19 protein-coding genes and 1 pseudogene are annotated in these 14,210 nt (G+C 64.3%); 9 read left to right on the top strand and 11 right to left on the bottom strand.

The genetic code is table 11. The features are described 5' to 3' along the window. Positions 1 to 13: 13 nt before the first annotated feature. The 4 genes from D457_RS0104155 to D457_RS0104140 all read right to left on the bottom strand — a co-directional run bounded on the left by D457_RS0104155 (position 14) and on the right by D457_RS0104140 (position 2,071). Positions 14 to 853 carry a helix-turn-helix domain-containing protein gene (locus tag D457_RS0104155; protein ID WP_017579385.1) on the bottom strand — a complete coding sequence of 280 codons (840 nt, stop codon included), beginning with the start codon at positions 851 to 853 and terminating at the stop codon, positions 14 to 16. Further along, complete coding sequence (locus tag D457_RS0104150; protein ID WP_017579384.1) at positions 854 to 1,408, bottom strand: DUF6879 family protein; 555 nt, start codon at positions 1,406 to 1,408, stop codon at positions 854 to 856. 3 nt (positions 1,409 to 1,411) lie between these two features. Then, positions 1,412 to 1,612 (bottom strand): hypothetical protein, encoded by a 201-nt coding sequence (locus tag D457_RS0104145; RefSeq protein WP_017579383.1) that lies wholly within the window; start codon positions 1,610 to 1,612, stop codon positions 1,412 to 1,414. Positions 1,613 to 1,744: 132 nt separating this feature from the next. Next, entirely contained in the window at positions 1,745 to 2,071 is a 327-nt protein-coding gene (locus D457_RS0104140; RefSeq protein WP_239646006.1) for a UTRA domain-containing protein, read from the bottom strand. On the opposite strand from D457_RS0104140, the pseudogene D457_RS31835 reads away from it, so the two are divergent. After that, positions 2,069 to 2,521, top strand: a pseudogene (locus D457_RS31835) (hypothetical protein); the annotation flags it as partial. The gene D457_RS0104140 and the pseudogene D457_RS31835 overlap by 3 nt on opposite strands. A 40-nt stretch (positions 2,522 to 2,561) precedes the next feature. Here D457_RS31835 and D457_RS0104130 read toward each other — a convergent pair. The 4 genes from D457_RS0104130 to D457_RS0104105 form a co-directional block, all read right to left on the bottom strand. Next, positions 2,562 to 3,680 (bottom strand): hypothetical protein, encoded by a 1,119-nt coding sequence (locus D457_RS0104130; protein ID WP_083926658.1) that lies wholly within the window; start codon positions 3,678 to 3,680, stop codon positions 2,562 to 2,564. After that, positions 3,598 to 4,536, bottom strand: a complete 939-nt coding sequence (locus tag D457_RS0104125; protein WP_017579379.1) for a phosphotransferase — start codon at positions 4,534 to 4,536, stop codon at positions 3,598 to 3,600. Before D457_RS0104125 ends, D457_RS0104130 begins: the two co-directional genes overlap by 83 nt. Next, positions 4,529 to 5,656, bottom strand: coding sequence for a hypothetical protein (locus D457_RS35595; protein ID WP_152514139.1), 1,128 nt, complete (start codon positions 5,654 to 5,656; stop codon positions 4,529 to 4,531). Before D457_RS35595 ends, D457_RS0104125 begins: the two co-directional genes overlap by 8 nt. 93 nt (positions 5,657 to 5,749) lie before the next feature. Next, complete coding sequence (locus tag D457_RS0104105) at positions 5,750 to 6,607, bottom strand: helix-turn-helix domain-containing protein (RefSeq protein WP_026116310.1); 858 nt, start codon at positions 6,605 to 6,607, stop codon at positions 5,750 to 5,752. 115 nt (positions 6,608 to 6,722) lie between these two features. On the opposite strand from D457_RS0104105, the gene D457_RS0104100 reads away from it, so the two are divergent. Together D457_RS0104100 and D457_RS0104095 are read left to right on the top strand one after the other, a co-directional pair. Then, positions 6,723 to 7,277 carry a DUF6879 family protein gene (locus D457_RS0104100; protein ID WP_239646005.1) on the top strand — a complete coding sequence of 185 codons (555 nt, stop codon included), beginning with the start codon at positions 6,723 to 6,725 and terminating at the stop codon, positions 7,275 to 7,277. Positions 7,278 to 7,280: 3 nt separating this feature from the next. Next, positions 7,281 to 7,469 carry a DUF397 domain-containing protein gene (locus D457_RS0104095; protein ID WP_017579373.1) on the top strand — a complete coding sequence of 63 codons (189 nt, stop codon included), beginning with the start codon at positions 7,281 to 7,283 and terminating at the stop codon, positions 7,467 to 7,469. Between the two features lie 278 nt (positions 7,470 to 7,747). Here D457_RS0104095 and D457_RS0104090 read toward each other — a convergent pair whose 3' ends face one another. Together D457_RS0104090 and D457_RS0104085 are read right to left on the bottom strand one after the other, a co-directional pair. Beyond that, on the bottom strand, positions 7,748 to 7,927 hold the full coding sequence (locus D457_RS0104090) for a DUF397 domain-containing protein (protein WP_017579372.1): 180 nt from the start codon (positions 7,925 to 7,927) through the stop codon (positions 7,748 to 7,750). Positions 7,928 to 7,938: 11 nt separating this feature from the next. Further along, positions 7,939 to 8,841 carry a helix-turn-helix domain-containing protein gene (locus D457_RS0104085; protein ID WP_083926657.1) on the bottom strand — a complete coding sequence of 301 codons (903 nt, stop codon included), beginning with the start codon at positions 8,839 to 8,841 and terminating at the stop codon, positions 7,939 to 7,941. Between the two features lie 396 nt (positions 8,842 to 9,237). On the opposite strand from D457_RS0104085, the gene D457_RS0104080 reads away from it, so the two are divergent. From D457_RS0104080 to D457_RS0104050, 6 genes are all read left to right on the top strand, one after another. After that, positions 9,238 to 9,753 (top strand): hypothetical protein, encoded by a 516-nt coding sequence (locus D457_RS0104080; RefSeq protein ID WP_017579370.1) that lies wholly within the window; start codon positions 9,238 to 9,240, stop codon positions 9,751 to 9,753. Positions 9,754 to 9,989: 236 nt separating this feature from the next. After that, complete coding sequence (locus tag D457_RS0104075; RefSeq protein WP_017579369.1) at positions 9,990 to 10,388, top strand: ATP-binding protein; 399 nt, start codon at positions 9,990 to 9,992, stop codon at positions 10,386 to 10,388. Next, on the top strand, positions 10,385 to 10,807 hold the full coding sequence (locus D457_RS0104070) for a hypothetical protein (protein ID WP_017579368.1): 423 nt from the start codon (positions 10,385 to 10,387) through the stop codon (positions 10,805 to 10,807). The genes D457_RS0104075 and D457_RS0104070 overlap by 4 nt, the downstream gene beginning before the upstream one ends. Before the next feature lie 317 nt (positions 10,808 to 11,124). Beyond that, positions 11,125 to 11,820 (top strand): hypothetical protein, encoded by a 696-nt coding sequence (locus D457_RS0104065; protein WP_017579367.1) that lies wholly within the window; start codon positions 11,125 to 11,127, stop codon positions 11,818 to 11,820. Beyond that, positions 11,793 to 12,251, top strand: coding sequence for an amidase domain-containing protein (locus tag D457_RS34500; protein WP_083926655.1), 459 nt, complete (start codon positions 11,793 to 11,795; stop codon positions 12,249 to 12,251). Before D457_RS0104065 ends, D457_RS34500 begins: the two co-directional genes overlap by 28 nt. Before the next feature lie 34 nt (positions 12,252 to 12,285). Beyond that, a complete protein-coding gene (locus D457_RS0104050; RefSeq protein WP_152514138.1) occupies positions 12,286 to 12,813 on the top strand; it encodes a hypothetical protein in 528 nt (175 codons plus the stop codon). An 81-nt stretch (positions 12,814 to 12,894) separates the two neighbouring features. Here the strand turns inward: D457_RS0104050 and D457_RS0104045 are convergent, their stop codons facing one another. Continuing rightward, positions 12,895 to 14,208: a pyruvate dehydrogenase complex dihydrolipoamide acetyltransferase gene (locus tag D457_RS0104045; protein ID WP_017579363.1), complete on the bottom strand. Its 1,314-nt coding sequence runs from the start codon at positions 14,206 to 14,208 to the stop codon at positions 12,895 to 12,897. Between the last annotated feature and the right edge of the window lie 2 nt (positions 14,209 to 14,210).

The raw sequence follows: 14,210 nt of genomic DNA, 5'->3' as shown, positions 1-14,210 counted from the left end.
GGCCCTCAGGATGTCAGGCGCTGGCCTGCTTCGCGGCCCTGCCCAGTAGGGCTCTTGCCTTGTCGTTGAAGCAGGCTCCGGAGGAAGCCATCTGGAAGACATGGAGGTACTGCTCTACCTCGACGTCATGGGTGAGGGTCAGCTCAGCAGAGATGGTTTCGACGACCACCGTGGTTTCGTCCTGAATCCAGAACCCATGGTTGGGCAGATAGGGGGGAGAGGAATCAAAAGGGATGATCCCGAAGGAGACGTTGGAAAGTCTGCTCAACGTGATTAGCCGGTCCATCTGGGCCGCCATGGTGTCCCGGTCGCCGCGTCTGTGATGCAGGGCTGCCTCCGAGACGAGGTAGCGGAAACTCTTGTCTCGACGGTAGAGCACGTCCTGGCGCTGAATTCTCCGTTGGACGGCGTCCTCGACGTCGGAGGTTGAGCGGTTTTTCCGGCTCGCTGATTCCAGTACCGCGCGTGCGTAGTCGGGGGTCTGGAACAGGCCGGGAACGAGCATCGGCTCATAGCCCCGGAAGACCCGGACCTGCTTTTCCTGGTTGGCGATCCGCGCCTGAATGCCACTGTGGCCGTGGTGTAGCTGGTCCTTCCAGGCGACCCACATCGACTCCAGCTCGGTCAGGCGGGTGGCGAGGTCGGCCGCCTGGTCCTCCCGGCCGCAGATTCGGGTCCAGGCCGCGATCTCAGTTGCCTCTGGGGCCTGGCGCCCGGTCTCGATCTTGGAGATTTTCGACTGGCTCCACGCCAACAGCTCCGCGAGCTGTACGCCGGTCAGTCCCGCTGACCGGCGTATCTCGCGGAGCCGCCTGCCCAGATCCTGCCGGGCGCGTTCGATGCTGTAGGTCACCTAGGTATTGAACCGCTTACTGTTCTGGGGGTCGTACTCGCTGTGCGGGATCGCGTGCTGCCAGGCGATGCCGCGCCACTGACGGTAGAGGGCGATGGTGGCCGGGTCGTCGATGTGCTCGGACTTGCCGGGGGTGTCGTCGCCATCGAAGTGCAGCAGGCACCCCCAGGAGTCGTCGAACAGCCAGAAGTCGAAGTCAGGCAGTTCCTGGACTGCTGGGTGGTGCCTGGGGAGCCAGCGGATGTCCTCGCCCGCTTGGATGTTGAACCGGGTGACGGCGTGTTCCCAGCGGATGTAGTCGCTCAGGGGTTCGGTGACCACGCGGACGCGTTGCCAGGCCTTGCCCTCCGCGGTGCCGCTGGTGACGTTCCTGTGCCACTTGGAGGTTTGGGCGAAGTTCTCCTTGCGTCCCAGGTCGCCTGTCTGGAGGAAGTGTTGGACGTCCGAGGCTTCCTTGCTGACGTTGTAGCGGTCGCGGACCTCCAGTTTCCAGGCCGTGTGCTTGAAGTCCTTGAACTGCTGGGCGAACTCGTCGCTGGTGATGCTCCTGGACATGGGTCACTCGTCCTCGTTGGCGAACCGCAGGAGTTCGCGGGGGATCTCGACCAGGGTTTCGTTCTCTGCCAGGTCGCGGATGTCTCCCGTCGCTTCGGGGTCGTTGATCTTGTAGCCCTGGACCACGATGGTGCCGCGGTCGGTCTTGTAGAGGGTGGGGCAGTGGCCGTCCCCACTGTCAGTGCCCAGGAACGTCAGCCGCATCAGCGCCTGGTCTCATAGTCGAGAATATTCTTTAATAATCGTGGCATGACTCTTCGGGGTTGGCCAGTTGTCCAGCGTGACCGGAAGCGGCCAAGAGTCTTCCGGTTGCCTGTCGGGGCCGTTTTTGTGGGGTCAGAACTGGTCTCTGCCGACTGCCTGGCCGATGGGGAAGGTGTGCCGGGATGCGGCGCAGATCGCCTCCAGGGCATGGATCGGAACCTCCTTGGTGGAGTAGCTGACCCGGAGCACCTGGACGACCCACTCGCCGGGGACCTCCAGGAGGTCGGCCTCATAGGGGGTGGCGGGGCGCGCGGTCAGGGTTTCCACGGCGTGGCCGAAGCGGTGGCCGAGGTCCTCGATGGCGGTCTGGAGGGTGGGGAGAACGAACCCCTCGCCGTCGAGCCGCGTGTTCTCGCCGACGTCCAGACGGAAGTAGGAGGTCGAGATCCTGACCGGCACGCCCACACCCTGCGCAACCGACTTCCGCTTATCCGGGAAGCGCTGCGGGTTGCCTGCGAGGAGGCCGACGCAGAGCTGGCCACCCTGATAGTCGACCAGGCCATCTTCGAGTACCCCAACTCGCCTCACGCGGACAGGGTGGCCGAGGGCGATCTGCCCGCACCCTCTGAGGCGCACCTGTCCTGCGAAGACGAGTTGCCGATCCCGGAGCACGTCCTGTGCCCGCTGCTCTACAAGCAGTGGAACCTGACCATCGAGGGCGTCGCTCCTCAGGAGATCCACGTGGCCCGGCGCCCTTTCGACTGGACGGGTGACGGTGACCGTTGGGAGCGGATCACCGCGCCTACGCGACGTGAACTCCTCCGGTTGCTCGGGCACCGCATCCAGGGGACCGACCTGACCGACGCCTCATCAGTCAGGGATGCCTGTGTTCTGCCGCGAATCCTGTAGTGAAGGCAGGGGTATCCGTGATTGAAGGTCCCCGCAGAAGTCAGGGGATTCGTTGCGGGACGGGAACGTTCGCGGTCAAGTCCGCGATGTAGGACCGGCTCGCGCTCCAGGGGGTCAGTTCCACACCGAAGGAGCTTTTCCCACCTTCGAGCAGGTGGACGAGCTTTCCGGACACGTGGACCACGTCACCGGAGCGGAACGCCCCTGTGTAAGCGCCCAGGTAGGAGCGCAGATAGCGAACCCGGTTGGCGAAGGTCTGCGGGTCGTCCACGGTCGCGCTGAGGACCCTTTCCACGTTGATCTCGTAGAGAGCGGGGGTGGAAACACCCTCGGAGTGATCGGTGACCGTCGCCAAGAGCGTGATCTCACCGATCTCCTTTGCCTGAAGCCCGTGCAGGGGTCCGACGTCATCCTCGCGGAGAGGCTCACAGTTGATATGCGCGCCGGATCCGGTGGTGAGGCCTTGGAACTTGCGTTGCTCCTGTTTGAGGAGTGTGTCGAAGCCGCTGCCTTCCATGTACTTCGCCCTGCGCAGGTAGAGAAGGGTTTGGTTCTCTCCCGCATAGGGCTGGATCAGATTTGAGGAGCCGAAGATTTCCCGTGCCGCTCGGTACCCCTCTTTCCCGTAGCAGACGAGGTCGATGTCCGATCGTTTATTCGCGCATCCCACCAGGAAGGATCCAGTGACGCCGAACAGGTCGAGCTGTTGCCGTTGATCGAGGTGTCGGACGATCGCGAGGAGATCCCTTCCCACGGCAAGGTTCTCGCGGTCTCTTGGTTCGACCAGCAGTTCGCGTAGGGTCTCGCGCGCCGAGTAGTGGTGGGCCACGTGGCTACGTGGCACCCCTGTGATGACACATCCCAACATCTCGGAGTACACGTAGCACTCGGGCCGGTCAGCCAGGATGCCGAACGACTTGGAGACCACGCTGTTCTGGCGGTAGCTGCGACCGAAGAGACTCCGATCGCCGCGCGCGTCAGGGTAGTACTTCACGTAGCCGAGGTAGTGGGATTCGGGATGGGAGTCTCCGATGACCTTGAAGATCATCCCGTCCTTGTCGAGAAGGTAGTCACGGTCACGGATGGGGCTTTCCCGGCGTGTCTTCGAACTCACTGAGCTTCGGGAAAAATCCGGTGTCAATCGTTCGGGACTTCGCATACTCATCGACTCCCAACGTGAAAAGCTTTCTTCGGTAGAGCCATTTCCTCTGCTTGTCCGGGCGGGTGCCCTGTCCCGGTTTCGGTCGCATGAGAGCGAGGAAGAAGAAGCATTTGACCAACAGGAAGTCACCCAGATAGAGGCTCAGCGCCTTCCCAGAAAGGCTCTTGGCCACCTCGTCCAGAGCGCTGACGTAGCGGAGACGTTGCTCGGGGCTGAAGGCGTAACCTCTGCCGCCGCCTTTGAACGCCGCGATGTCGAGCATCGGGTAGACGTCGTACCCCAGAGGCGCCGGGGCGTGGTGCTGCCAGTCGATGACCGTCTCGTCGAAGACGTTGGGCAGTCCGTAGTCCAGGTGGCTGTGGCACATGGGGACTTCCGACAGCCGGTCCACGGCCTGGTCGATGAGGGAGCGTACGAAAAGTGTGTCCAAGTCCGGGTTCTCAGCGAAAACGACTCCGGTGAACCCCGCGTCCGAGAACCAACGACGCAGAGAGACCTCGTTGGTGGGGAGCGGGCTTCGGGCCTGGGCTTGGAGCAGTTTCGCGGAGATCTCGGTAGCCCGGTCGACCAGAGCATCGCTCACCCTGCCGTTGCTCGCCCGCCCTTGTTCCAGGGCGAGTTCATGTAGCGTGCGTTGGCCGACACTGGGCTCGATGAAGTAGTTCAGCGTGCCGTCTGTGCCGCTCTGGGTTGGTTGAGGGACCGGAAAGCCGAGTTCTGAGAGCAGGCTCTGGTGCCCTGACTCCTCTGCGACCTCGGAGCCGCCGGTTCTCTTGAAGTACTGCCCGTCAGCTGAGCGCCAGACCGCGCCGGCTGAGGCGGTCCGATCCTTCACCAGCTCCCATTCAGACACGCGGCATCAACCTCTCGTACCTGTTCAGCGCGGCAGCCAGAAGGTGTTTGTCCATCACCCAGTCAGGGTCTCCCATCGTGATCTTCTCCCGAAGGCGCTCGGCGGTTTCATCCTGGTCGATCTGGGGTTCGGCGCGCCTGACCTTGAGGAAGTACTTCACCAAAGCGGGTAGCTGTCCAGGGTGGGTTCGGTTCTTGTTCCGTAGCGCGAGTAGGGGGAGGAACCAGGACTCGAAGACACGGCGGTCGCTGTCATCGGCGTGGTGGAAGGCGTAGACGCGCTGGAGCGCTGGCACCGCGTCGTAGGGAACGCGCCCATGAAGCGCGTACCGCAATCTGTGTCCGTGATGATCGACGAATCCGCTTGCGTAGGCCGCGATGTGCGCGAGGGCGTTCGGGGTCACGGTCATGGCGGCCAGTTCCGCACCTTGCCGCTGCGCAGCAAAGAGAGCGGTCACGTGGAGACCAGCCCGTGGATCGAGGACGTGACCGTGCAGGCCGAGAGCGTCCAGGCGGACGCCATGCGATCGAGGCCGGGAGAGCAATAGGAGGTGGGGGACATGGCGGCTGATCTCATCCAGGTGGTGCTGACGCCGCCGGTTGCGTATGTGCAGAAGCTCAGAAGCCGACGTGGCTTGCCCCGCAGCGTTGTCCTTGATGAGGTGACGGGTTGACCGAACCCGCAGACATTCATTTGTGCATGAGGTGCATCGTCTGGCGCCGAGCCCGACCGTGTGCCCGCATCCCGCGCACTCTTGAACATTCGCTGCGCCGATGCGCAGCACCCCGTTGGCCAGGTGCTCGTCGACGATGGTCAACGCCAGCTCAGCGACACCGGGGTCGGCGTCGGTGACAACTGTTGTGGGCTGGGGCATGCCGGGCCCGTACTTGTTGGTCAGGTGCGCGAGTTCGAACGCGGCTCGCGGCAGAGCATGGGGACGATCCTGGGCGCGGTAGCGAATGTCGCCGGAGAGTGTGGCGGTGTTCCACAGGTGCGGAACCTCGGGTTGGCCGAGAACTTTGTTCAGGGCTGAGGCGAGTCTGATCCCCACAGCTTTGCCAGGGGCGTTGCGGAAAGTGAAATCGCCGTTCTGGACGGGGCCGTTGAGGAACAGGACCACGCACACTCCTCCCGACATCAGATCTGACTAAATTAAGACTAATCTTGGACTTGACTGAAAGTCAATGGAGCGCGTGCGTCGGGTATCGAGCGGTCAGGTGGACGTGGCGAGATCGCGGATGTAGGTGCGGGAGTCGTCCTCGGAAAGAGCATGCTCGGTCAGGCGGGTGTGGATGTCGCGGTACTGGGCGACTTCCTGTGGGTCGGTGATGCGGAGTTCCCTGGTGAATGTCTCCACGATGACGGTGGGCTCGTCCTGGGTTTCGAACAACAGGAAGCCGTTGCTTTGCAGGTGGCCGAAGGGCGCCCCGAGTGGTAGGACACGCAGGGAGACGTTGGTCAGGGTGGCGATCGAGAGCAGGCGATCCAGCTGTGCGGGCAGGATTTCTCTCCCCTGCGGGTGCCAGCGCAGAGCGGAGTCGGTGAGTGTGAACTCGAAGCGTCGATCGCTGTCGTAGAGCACGTCCTGGCGACTGATGCGCGCTGAGACGGCCTCGGGGATGTCGTTCTGGCCGGAGATGTTGACAGCGGTCAACACCTGACGGGCGTACTCGGCGGTCTGTAGCAGCCCCGGGATCAGGGAAGGTTGGAAGGAGCGGACCGTGTCCGAGCGTGCTTCCAGGGCCTTCACCCCGCCCTGGCCGGAGCTCAGCCCGTCAGCGTGAATCACTCTCCAGTGGCGCGATTCCACGAGAGCGCCCTCAGCCAGCTCGGAGCCGTGGTGGAGCGTTTCGGCAGATGCCCGGCAAGCCTCAAGCCAGGTCCGGACGTCATCGCTGGAAGGTCGGGTGCGGCCGTTCTCGATCTTGGAGACCTTCGACTGCGACCAGCCCAGGGCAGCTGCCAACTCTTGTCCTGACATCCCGCGATCGAGGCGAGCCGTTCGCAGCAGGGAGGCGAGCTCTTGTCTGGCGGTGTCGGATCTCTTGCCCTCCGGCACGACTTCTCCCATACTAGTCCTGATTGAGTCTTAAAAGTCTTCGGATGATTCGAATCTGAAGACGCTGTTCAGACTAACGTGTCCACGACCACCCCCACATCGGAGCGTCGCAGTGACCGTGATGACGATGGCCGACTTCTTCCGTACCTTCGACGACTTCCGACATCAGGTCTTCCGGCTGGAGACCCTGGACTTCTATGACTCCAAGAGCGAGCGCGTGCCCCTGGAGAGGTTCCGCGCCGGTCTGCCCCAGGATCCGTCATGGCTGGGGCCCTGGGCGGACCGGGTGCGCGCCATCAACCGCAGGGGTGCCTCGATCGGACGCGTGCACGTGGTGAGCGAACCGCTCACCGAGTACGTCATTTTCGAGATGACCTGTGCCTACCCGTCAAACATCGACGCGGGTGAGGAGATCGCCATCCTGCCGCGACCCACAGCGGAGAAACTGGGAGTGCCCGATGGGGACTACTGGCTCTTCGACGATGAGCGCGTGGGGCGCATGGTCTACGACGACGATGGCGCTCTGACGCACGTGGACGTCACCAGCGACCCGGTGGTCGTTGATGAGTACGTGCACTGGCGCCAGGTGTGCCGGGCCAACGCTGTTCCACTACGCCAATACCTGCCCCGGGCCGGACTGCGCTCCCAGATCGGATTCGAGCACCACTTCCAGGAAGGCTGACAGATGAACCCCCTGTTCAAGGACACGGACTTCCGCAAAGCCAGCGGAAGCGGCACCGGCGACTGCGTCGAGGTCGCCATCACCGAACACACGACTGACGTGGTCGGCCTGCGTGACTCGAAGAACCCCCGCAGCACTGTTCTGTTGATTGCCCCTGGTGAGTGGCTCGCGCTCACCGGCGGAGCTCTCTAGGCACCAGGGGCGCTTCCGTCCCGAGTGCTGTCGTACTCGAACAGATTCGGGATCGGTCGCTCCACGAACTCCGACGCTCCGGCCAGTTCGGATGGTCGGGGCGTCGTTGGTTTGGGTGGTTCAGGCATGGTCGGTGCGGATGTACTGCCCTGAACTCTCCCCGGCCAGTTACGGTCACAGGAGCCTGCTTCTCGCCTCCGCAGCATCGGGGTGCATTGTTCGCGGGATGAATACACGGAAGCCCTCACCCTCACAGGTGGGGGCTTCCGCGTTTTTGTCTAAGCCTCGCGCTGGGCGGCATCGAGCAGCGCTCGCCACTCGGCGGACGGGAACGCCAAGGTGCCTTTCTCGCGATTCTCGGTGTCGCGCATCGCAGTGGTTGCCCCCTCCGCAACCTCGACGCACGCGGACTCGTTCGGGCTGTAGCTGGACTTGTGGAACTCGCGGGATGAATACACGGGTGCCTCTTCTAGTCGGTGATCAGGTTCTTGAGCAAGTCGATACTGGCGCTCTTTGACAAGGCGTCTGCGGTCACGTCATCCAGAGCAAGGCGGTAGTCCGCCACCTGGGCTGGGCCGGTCACGTAGGTGCCCCGGCTCCGTGTTTCGAGGTACACGATCGGAGGGTCCCGCTCGTCGTCGTACTCAAGCAGCACTGTCGAGCCATGGAGACAGCCGTGTAGGCCAACGCTTATGGGCAGCACCAACAGACTTACGGTATTCACAGTGGTGGCTGTGTCCAGCAGGTGGCGAAGCTGTCCCTGGGCCAGTTCAGTTGGCAGCGCGGCCAAGCGCAGCAGGACGGCTTCGTCGAGAACGCATCGGAACTCGGGCGCATCCGAACGTCCGAGCACTTGTTCCTGCCGCTTCATGCGAGCGGCGACAATACGTCCGATCTCCTCCTCGGTGCGGGCCAGAGATGCTCGTGCGGATGCGGCTGCGTACTCCGGTGTCTGTAGCAGGCCGGGAACCACGATCGGGTGGTAGGCGAAGATGCGTCGTGCGCGGGCTTCCCACCCGAGGAAGCCATCGGTGAGGACGTCCTCGTAGTCTCGCCACCACGGCCGGGCTTTGGCCTCCTTGCGGAGTGCTTCCAGCGCCTCTCTTCGGCTGGCATCGGTGACCTTGTAGAGGTCCAGTAGAGCGCGCAGTCCCGACGCGTCTGGAATGGAATGACGCCCGCCCTCCATGTGGTTGAGGCGTCCTGACGACCATCCGAGTGCAGTCCTGGCCTCCTCGGTGGTCATCCCTGTGCCCTCGCGCAGACTGCGCAGTTCGGCGGCCAAACGGCGGCGCTCGATGCTGGGCTGGTTCGGTGGTGCCACGGGGGCTTCTGCCTTCTCTGGTTCGGGGTGCTCCGCTTTCTGGATCATAAAGCTCCTACTCAGAAGTGGGCATTTGGGTCAGTCTGACAGTGTCCTATTGACGTGTCAGTCTGACGGAGTCAGTATGGGGCATGTATTCGTCCCCGCTGGACTTCCCACCCGGCATCCGAAGACCAGGAGCCGCGCTATGCCGCGTTGCTTGAACCTGTCTGAGCTGACCTATGTGCGCTATCGCGCGGCCGAGCTGATGTGTCGCCGTCGCCCCCGCAGGGCTGGGCGTGTGCGTGCTTTCGCCGCGAACCTGCCCTTCCACTCCGAAGCGCGGCCCGCGCGCTCGGCTCGGCCTCCGCTGATCCCGGCACCTCGGCGGCCGTTGGACACCGCGCCCCTGGAGATCCTTCAGGTTGTCCTGTCCGGGCTACGTCGGCTGGGGGCGGTGCTCTGATGCACGACATCTACACCAGGGACCTGCTCACCGTCCTCGACGAAGCCCTGCATCCGCCCGCGCACCTGACCGCCTCACAGCTGGCGGAGTGGCATGCCCACACTCTGCGCAACCGGCTCCCCCTGATCCGGGAAGCGCTGCGGATCGCCCGCGAGGAAGCCGACGCAGAGCTGGCCACCCTGATCGTTGACCAGGCCATCTCCGAGCACCCCGACCCGACTCACGCGCTCAGGCCGGTCGGGGGTGATGGGGCAAGCCTGCCGACATCCTCCGAGGCGAACCTGTCCTGTGAAGACGAGCTGCCCGTCCCCGAGCACATCCTGTGCCCGCTGCTCTACAAGCAGTGGAACCTGACCATCGAGGGCCGGCCACCCCATGAGGTCTACGTGGCCCGGCGACCCTTCGACTGGACGGGTGAAGGCGACCGCTGGGAGCGCATCACCGCACCCACCCGACACGAACTCCTCCGACTGCTCGGACACCGCCTTCGGGGAACCAACCCGCCCGGTATCTAGAGCCCGGACCACCCTCAAAGCCCCGCGTACCCGCTGCGGCACCGGTTCCTCAAGTCCGGCGGGCGCGCGGACCATCAGCAGTACTCAAGAAAAAAGCTCTGGCGGGTGCGCCAAACACCCCCAGAGCAGGCCGACAAGCAGATCTGTAAAGAAAGCGAGTTGTCGACATGTCCATTGTGCCTCACCTGAGCCCTGCCCGCTGGCAGGCGCGGATCTACCCGGGACAGCTGTCCCGGATGAGCGCGGTGCGCGCGGAGTTGCGTGCCGACCTGGCCGGGTTCGGCGAAGACCTGGTCGAGACGGTGACGCTGTGCGCGAGCGAGCTCGTGGCCAACGCGATCGAGCACACGCTCTCGGGCGATTCCGGTGGCCGGGTCCTGCGGGCGCTGTTCGAGTCCGAGCCGGGGGTGCTGCGTCTGGTGGTCGTGGACGATGGTGCCCGCGAGTCCTGCCCGCAGATCCCGACCGACCGTACCGAGCAGGAGTGGTTGAGTGCCGAGCGCGGCCGGGGCCTGTTGATGGTGGACATGCTCGCCGTGCGGTGGGGTGCCTACCCGGTTGTGCCGTTCCCGTTCTGCGCGGGGCTGGGCACGGCGGTGTGGGCCGAGTTCGCGCTGGGCGGTGGTCAGCGATGACCGCCGTGGACACCATGATCAGGTCAGTGTTGGACGCCCCGCACGGAGCCCGCTTCACCCGGACCTCCGCACCGGCACCACGCCGGGTGGTCATGGCTCCGGAGACCTTCTCCGAACGCGAACAGCGCCTGCTCCGGCAGATGGCGGGCAACCCCAGGGTCGCCCACCGGCTCAAGAACGGCGCCGTCCCCGAGTGGATGGCCGTGGACAAGGACCGCCGCGAACACGCCGAGCGCAAGGCCAGGGAAGCCGAGCGCTGGGAAACCGAACCCGACGACCCGTTCCCGCCCCGCAAGCCGCGCGGGCGGCACCGGGCCCCGCGTTGGTGGCGCAGTGACTGGGCGGCCTCGACGCTGACCTTCGGTATGGCCCTGGCTGCCGGGATGGTGGTCAGCCACGTCACCGCACTGCTCCTGTAGGCAAGCCCGGAGCTCTGTCCACAGGCTGTGGGTCACACCGCGCCTGCGGCCTGTGGATTTCCCATTGCTGGTTTCGGGCAGTCCCGCACCTGGAGTACGGGAAGGGAGCGTCGAAGGGCGGGGATTCTTCGGTGGAGGGTATCCGTTGCTGAATTCGGGAGAGGTCTATCGCGGTTGGCCATGTGTCTGGTTCGATCTTGTCCGGAAGCGGACTCATCGCAGTCAGTGAAATATTCTTCTTGTTTGGCGCGCTAGATTCGGGGAGCTCCGCACCAGTGTGACGGTGCACCATTCACTCTGTTCCCCAGGAGTTCTCATTGTCATGGGATCGACGTGCTTTCCTGTTCGCGGCCGGTCTGGGCGCGACCGCGCTACTCCTCCTGCCGGTGGGGACCGCCTCGGCGGAGGTCGGAGTCTCGCCCGAGGACGAGGCCCATCTTCTGCAGCAGGCACGTGATTACCTCGCCCTGCGATCCGACCAGCTCACCAATGCTCCGTCCTTGTTCACGACCCTTTCCGACGGACTCGTCACCGATGTGGAGCTGGAGGAGCGCATCCATGACGACATCGCCGTCATCGAGACCACCCGGGAGGTCCACCGCTCCGTCGACGGTGGCAACTCCGCGGCCGACGTCGCCGTGTCACTGATCGAGACGCGGGCGGACGGTGATCGACTGATCATCACTGTCGAGGAGAACACCAGACTTCACTACGAGAACCCGGAGCCGGACGAGCCGGAGTTCGAGGAGTACTGGCTACGGCACGACTTCACGTTCCTCCAGGAGGTGTCGGGCTGGGTGATGCTGGAGTCGATGCCCGAGTTCAGCGGTGGTGTTCTGCTCCCGAGTACCCAGGTCATCGACCCGGGTCCCGCCAGCCCCGAACCCGAGGTCGCCAGGGAAGCCGAGGCGCCCCTCACGCTCGAGGGCGCTGAGAGGAGTGGCGAGATGGGCGCGATGCGGTCAGCAAGAAGAACAAGCAGAAGATCGTCGACCACGCCCAGAAGTACGTAAGAAACCACAACAAGAGCTATCGCGCATACAAAGAGGACTGCGCGAACTTCGTCTCCCGGGCTCTCAGAGCCGGCGGGTGGTCCCATATCGGCTCCGGTGCGAATAACCGCAGGGACAAAACGAAGTGGTTCCACGGGTCCACGGTCAAGAAGACCAGTTTCACCTGGGCCGCCGCCGAGAACTGGGGGATCTTCGCCCGGGACAAGTCCAAGCGGACCAAGAGCATCGCGCAGAAGAATCTGGTCCCGGGAGATGTCGTTCAGGCCATCTGGAGCGGGAAAGGGCCCAAGGATCACACGATGATCGTGGTCAAGACCGGCAAGAAAAACGAGAAGTACCTGAACTACCACAGCGTGGACACCAAGGAACAGAAGCTGAGCAGACTGAAAGCGAAGTTCCCGGAAGCCAGGTTCTTTACGCACCGCACCTGACGGTTGGTCGGTGTTCTTTGAGGAGGTTGTGGGGATGCGTCGTCTGTCTTTGATCTCGAGGTTCGTCGCTGCCTCGATGGTCTGTCTGCTTCTGGGCTCCTGCTCGCTTCAGCCTGCGGGTGGCGGCGATACCGCTCACGGTGTCGCCGAAGCCTACGTGCGGGCGCTCAACGAGGGCGACGTCGACACCATCCAGGAACTCGGGGAGCCCGACGAGCCGCGTGCCCGTGCCGAACTGGCCCTGGAGAAGTACGGCGGGTCCGAGTTCGTCGTGCACGAGTCGCACGCGAAACAGTCCTTCTACGGGACCTGTAGCGTCCGGTTCGACGGGGAGCGAGACGGCGAGCAGAAGACCATGTATGTGATGGTCTTCGAGATCGAGTACCGCTGGTACCAGCGGAACCGCTGGTACGTCGTCCTGCCCTTCCACGAGGTCGATCCGAACGAGTGGACGGAGGAGGAGATGTTGGAGGAGCTGGGTTACGACAGTGTCGACGACATCCCCGACGTTTCCATGGAGGAATGGATCGCCGACGACCAGGACGTTCCCTGCCCTGGATGAGTGATCGGGGGCAGCGACGAACGCCCCGGCCGGAAGTGTTTCCGGCCGGGGCGTCAGGCAAGGGGCGTCACATGATCGGTGTTACAGGATGATCCGCATGGGCTCTTCGAGGATCTCGGCGAGCTCCTTGAGGAACGCCGCACCCACGGCACCGTCGACGGCGCGGTGGTCCACGGACAGCTCCAGGGCGATGCGGTTGCGGACGGCCACCTCACCGTCCACGACCACGGCCTCCGGGCGCATGGCACCGACGGCGAGGATGGCGGCCTCCGGCGGGTTGATCACCGCGGAGAAGCTGTCCATGCCGAACATGCCCAGGTTGGACACGCTGAACGTGCCGCCGCTCATCTCCTGCGGCTTGAGCTTGTTGTCCCGGGCCTTGCCCGCGAGCTCGCGCGTGCGGGTGGAGATCTCCGACAGGGTCGCCTTGTCGGTGTCGTGCAGTACCGGCACGACCAGACCGGCGTCCACGGCGACGGCCACGCCGACGTTGATCCGGTGGTGCTGGACCAGGGTGTCGTTGATCCAGGAGGTGTTGACCTCCGGGTGCAGCTTGAGCGCGGTGGCGCAGGCCTTGACGATCAGGTCGTTGAAGCTGATCTTCACGCCCGTACTGGACAGCTGCTCGTTGATCTGCGCACGGAAGGCCTTGAGGCCCTCGGCGTCGATCGCGCGGCGCAGGTAGAAGTGCGGAACCGTCTGCTTGCTCTCGGTCAGACGGCGCGCGATCACCTTGCGCACGTTGCTGGTCTTGACCTCCTCGGAACCCCGGACGTCGTCCTGGGTCGAGGTGGCCTGGGCGGCGGGCGCTTGAGCCGTCGAAGCCGAGGGGGTGCTCTTCTCGGCGGCCGGAGCGTCGTGGGCGGCGGAGCCGTCCTTGGCGGCAGCCTCGATGTCGGCGCGCACGATCCGGCCCTTGGGACCGGAGCCCTTGATCTTGGTGATGTCCAGGCCGTACTCCTTGGCCAGCCGGCGGGCCAGCGGGGAGGTACGGGGGCGCTCGCCGTTGGACTCGCCTGAGGCGGGAGCGGACGGAGCCGGAGCGGCCTCGGCGGGCTGCTCCTCCTTCGCGCCGTCCTCGGACTCGTCGTCCTTGGGCTCCTCCTTCTCCTCCGCAGCCGGGGCGTCGGAGGACCCCGAGTCCTCGGGCACCGCGTCCGGGGAGTCGGCGATGAAACCGATCACCTCACCGATCGGCACGGTGTCGCCCTCGGAGACGTTCTGCTTGACGAGGTAACCGTCCTCGTAGGCCTCGAACTCCATGACGGCCTTGTCGGTCTCGATCTCGACCAGCACGTCACCGGAGGCGACCTTGTCCCCCACCTTCTTCACCCAGGTGGAGATGACGCCTTCCTCCATGGTGTCGGAGAGGCGCGGCATGTGGATCTCGCTCATTG

The sequence above is a fragment of the Nocardiopsis valliformis DSM 45023 genome, assembly GCF_000340985.1.
GTDB classification, from domain to species: domain Bacteria; phylum Actinomycetota; class Actinomycetes; order Streptosporangiales; family Streptosporangiaceae; genus Nocardiopsis; species Nocardiopsis exhalans.
This window is presented reverse-complemented; position numbering and strand designations above follow the sequence as displayed.

Excerpts from the sequence above, each read along its gene's own strand:
- D457_RS0104080 (WP_017579370.1), top strand. The coding sequence starts at position 9,238 with ATGCACGACATCTACACCAGGGACCTGCTCACCGTCCTCGACGAAGCC.
- D457_RS0104045 (WP_017579363.1), bottom strand. The coding sequence starts at position 14,208 with ATGAGCGAGATCCACATGCCGCGCCTCTCCGACACCATGGAGGAAGGC.
- D457_RS0104100 (WP_239646005.1), top strand. The coding sequence starts at position 6,723 with ATGGCCGACTTCTTCCGTACCTTCGACGACTTCCGACATCAGGTCTTC.
- D457_RS0104130 (WP_083926658.1), bottom strand. The coding sequence starts at position 3,680 with ATGCGAAGTCCCGAACGATTGACACCGGATTTTTCCCGAAGCTCAGTG.
- D457_RS0104105 (WP_026116310.1), bottom strand. The coding sequence starts at position 6,607 with ATGGGAGAAGTCGTGCCGGAGGGCAAGAGATCCGACACCGCCAGACAA.
- D457_RS0104145 (WP_017579383.1), bottom strand. The coding sequence starts at position 1,612 with ATGCGGCTGACGTTCCTGGGCACTGACAGTGGGGACGGCCACTGCCCC.
- D457_RS0104085 (WP_083926657.1), bottom strand. The coding sequence starts at position 8,841 with ATGATCCAGAAAGCGGAGCACCCCGAACCAGAGAAGGCAGAAGCCCCC.
- D457_RS0104095 (WP_017579373.1), top strand. The coding sequence starts at position 7,281 with ATGAACCCCCTGTTCAAGGACACGGACTTCCGCAAAGCCAGCGGAAGC.
- D457_RS0104150 (WP_017579384.1), bottom strand. The coding sequence starts at position 1,408 with ATGTCCAGGAGCATCACCAGCGACGAGTTCGCCCAGCAGTTCAAGGAC.
- D457_RS0104075 (WP_017579369.1), top strand. The coding sequence starts at position 9,990 with ATGAGCGCGGTGCGCGCGGAGTTGCGTGCCGACCTGGCCGGGTTCGGC.
- D457_RS0104050 (WP_152514138.1), top strand. The coding sequence starts at position 12,286 with ATGCGTCGTCTGTCTTTGATCTCGAGGTTCGTCGCTGCCTCGATGGTC.
- D457_RS0104070 (WP_017579368.1), top strand. The coding sequence starts at position 10,385 with ATGACCGCCGTGGACACCATGATCAGGTCAGTGTTGGACGCCCCGCAC.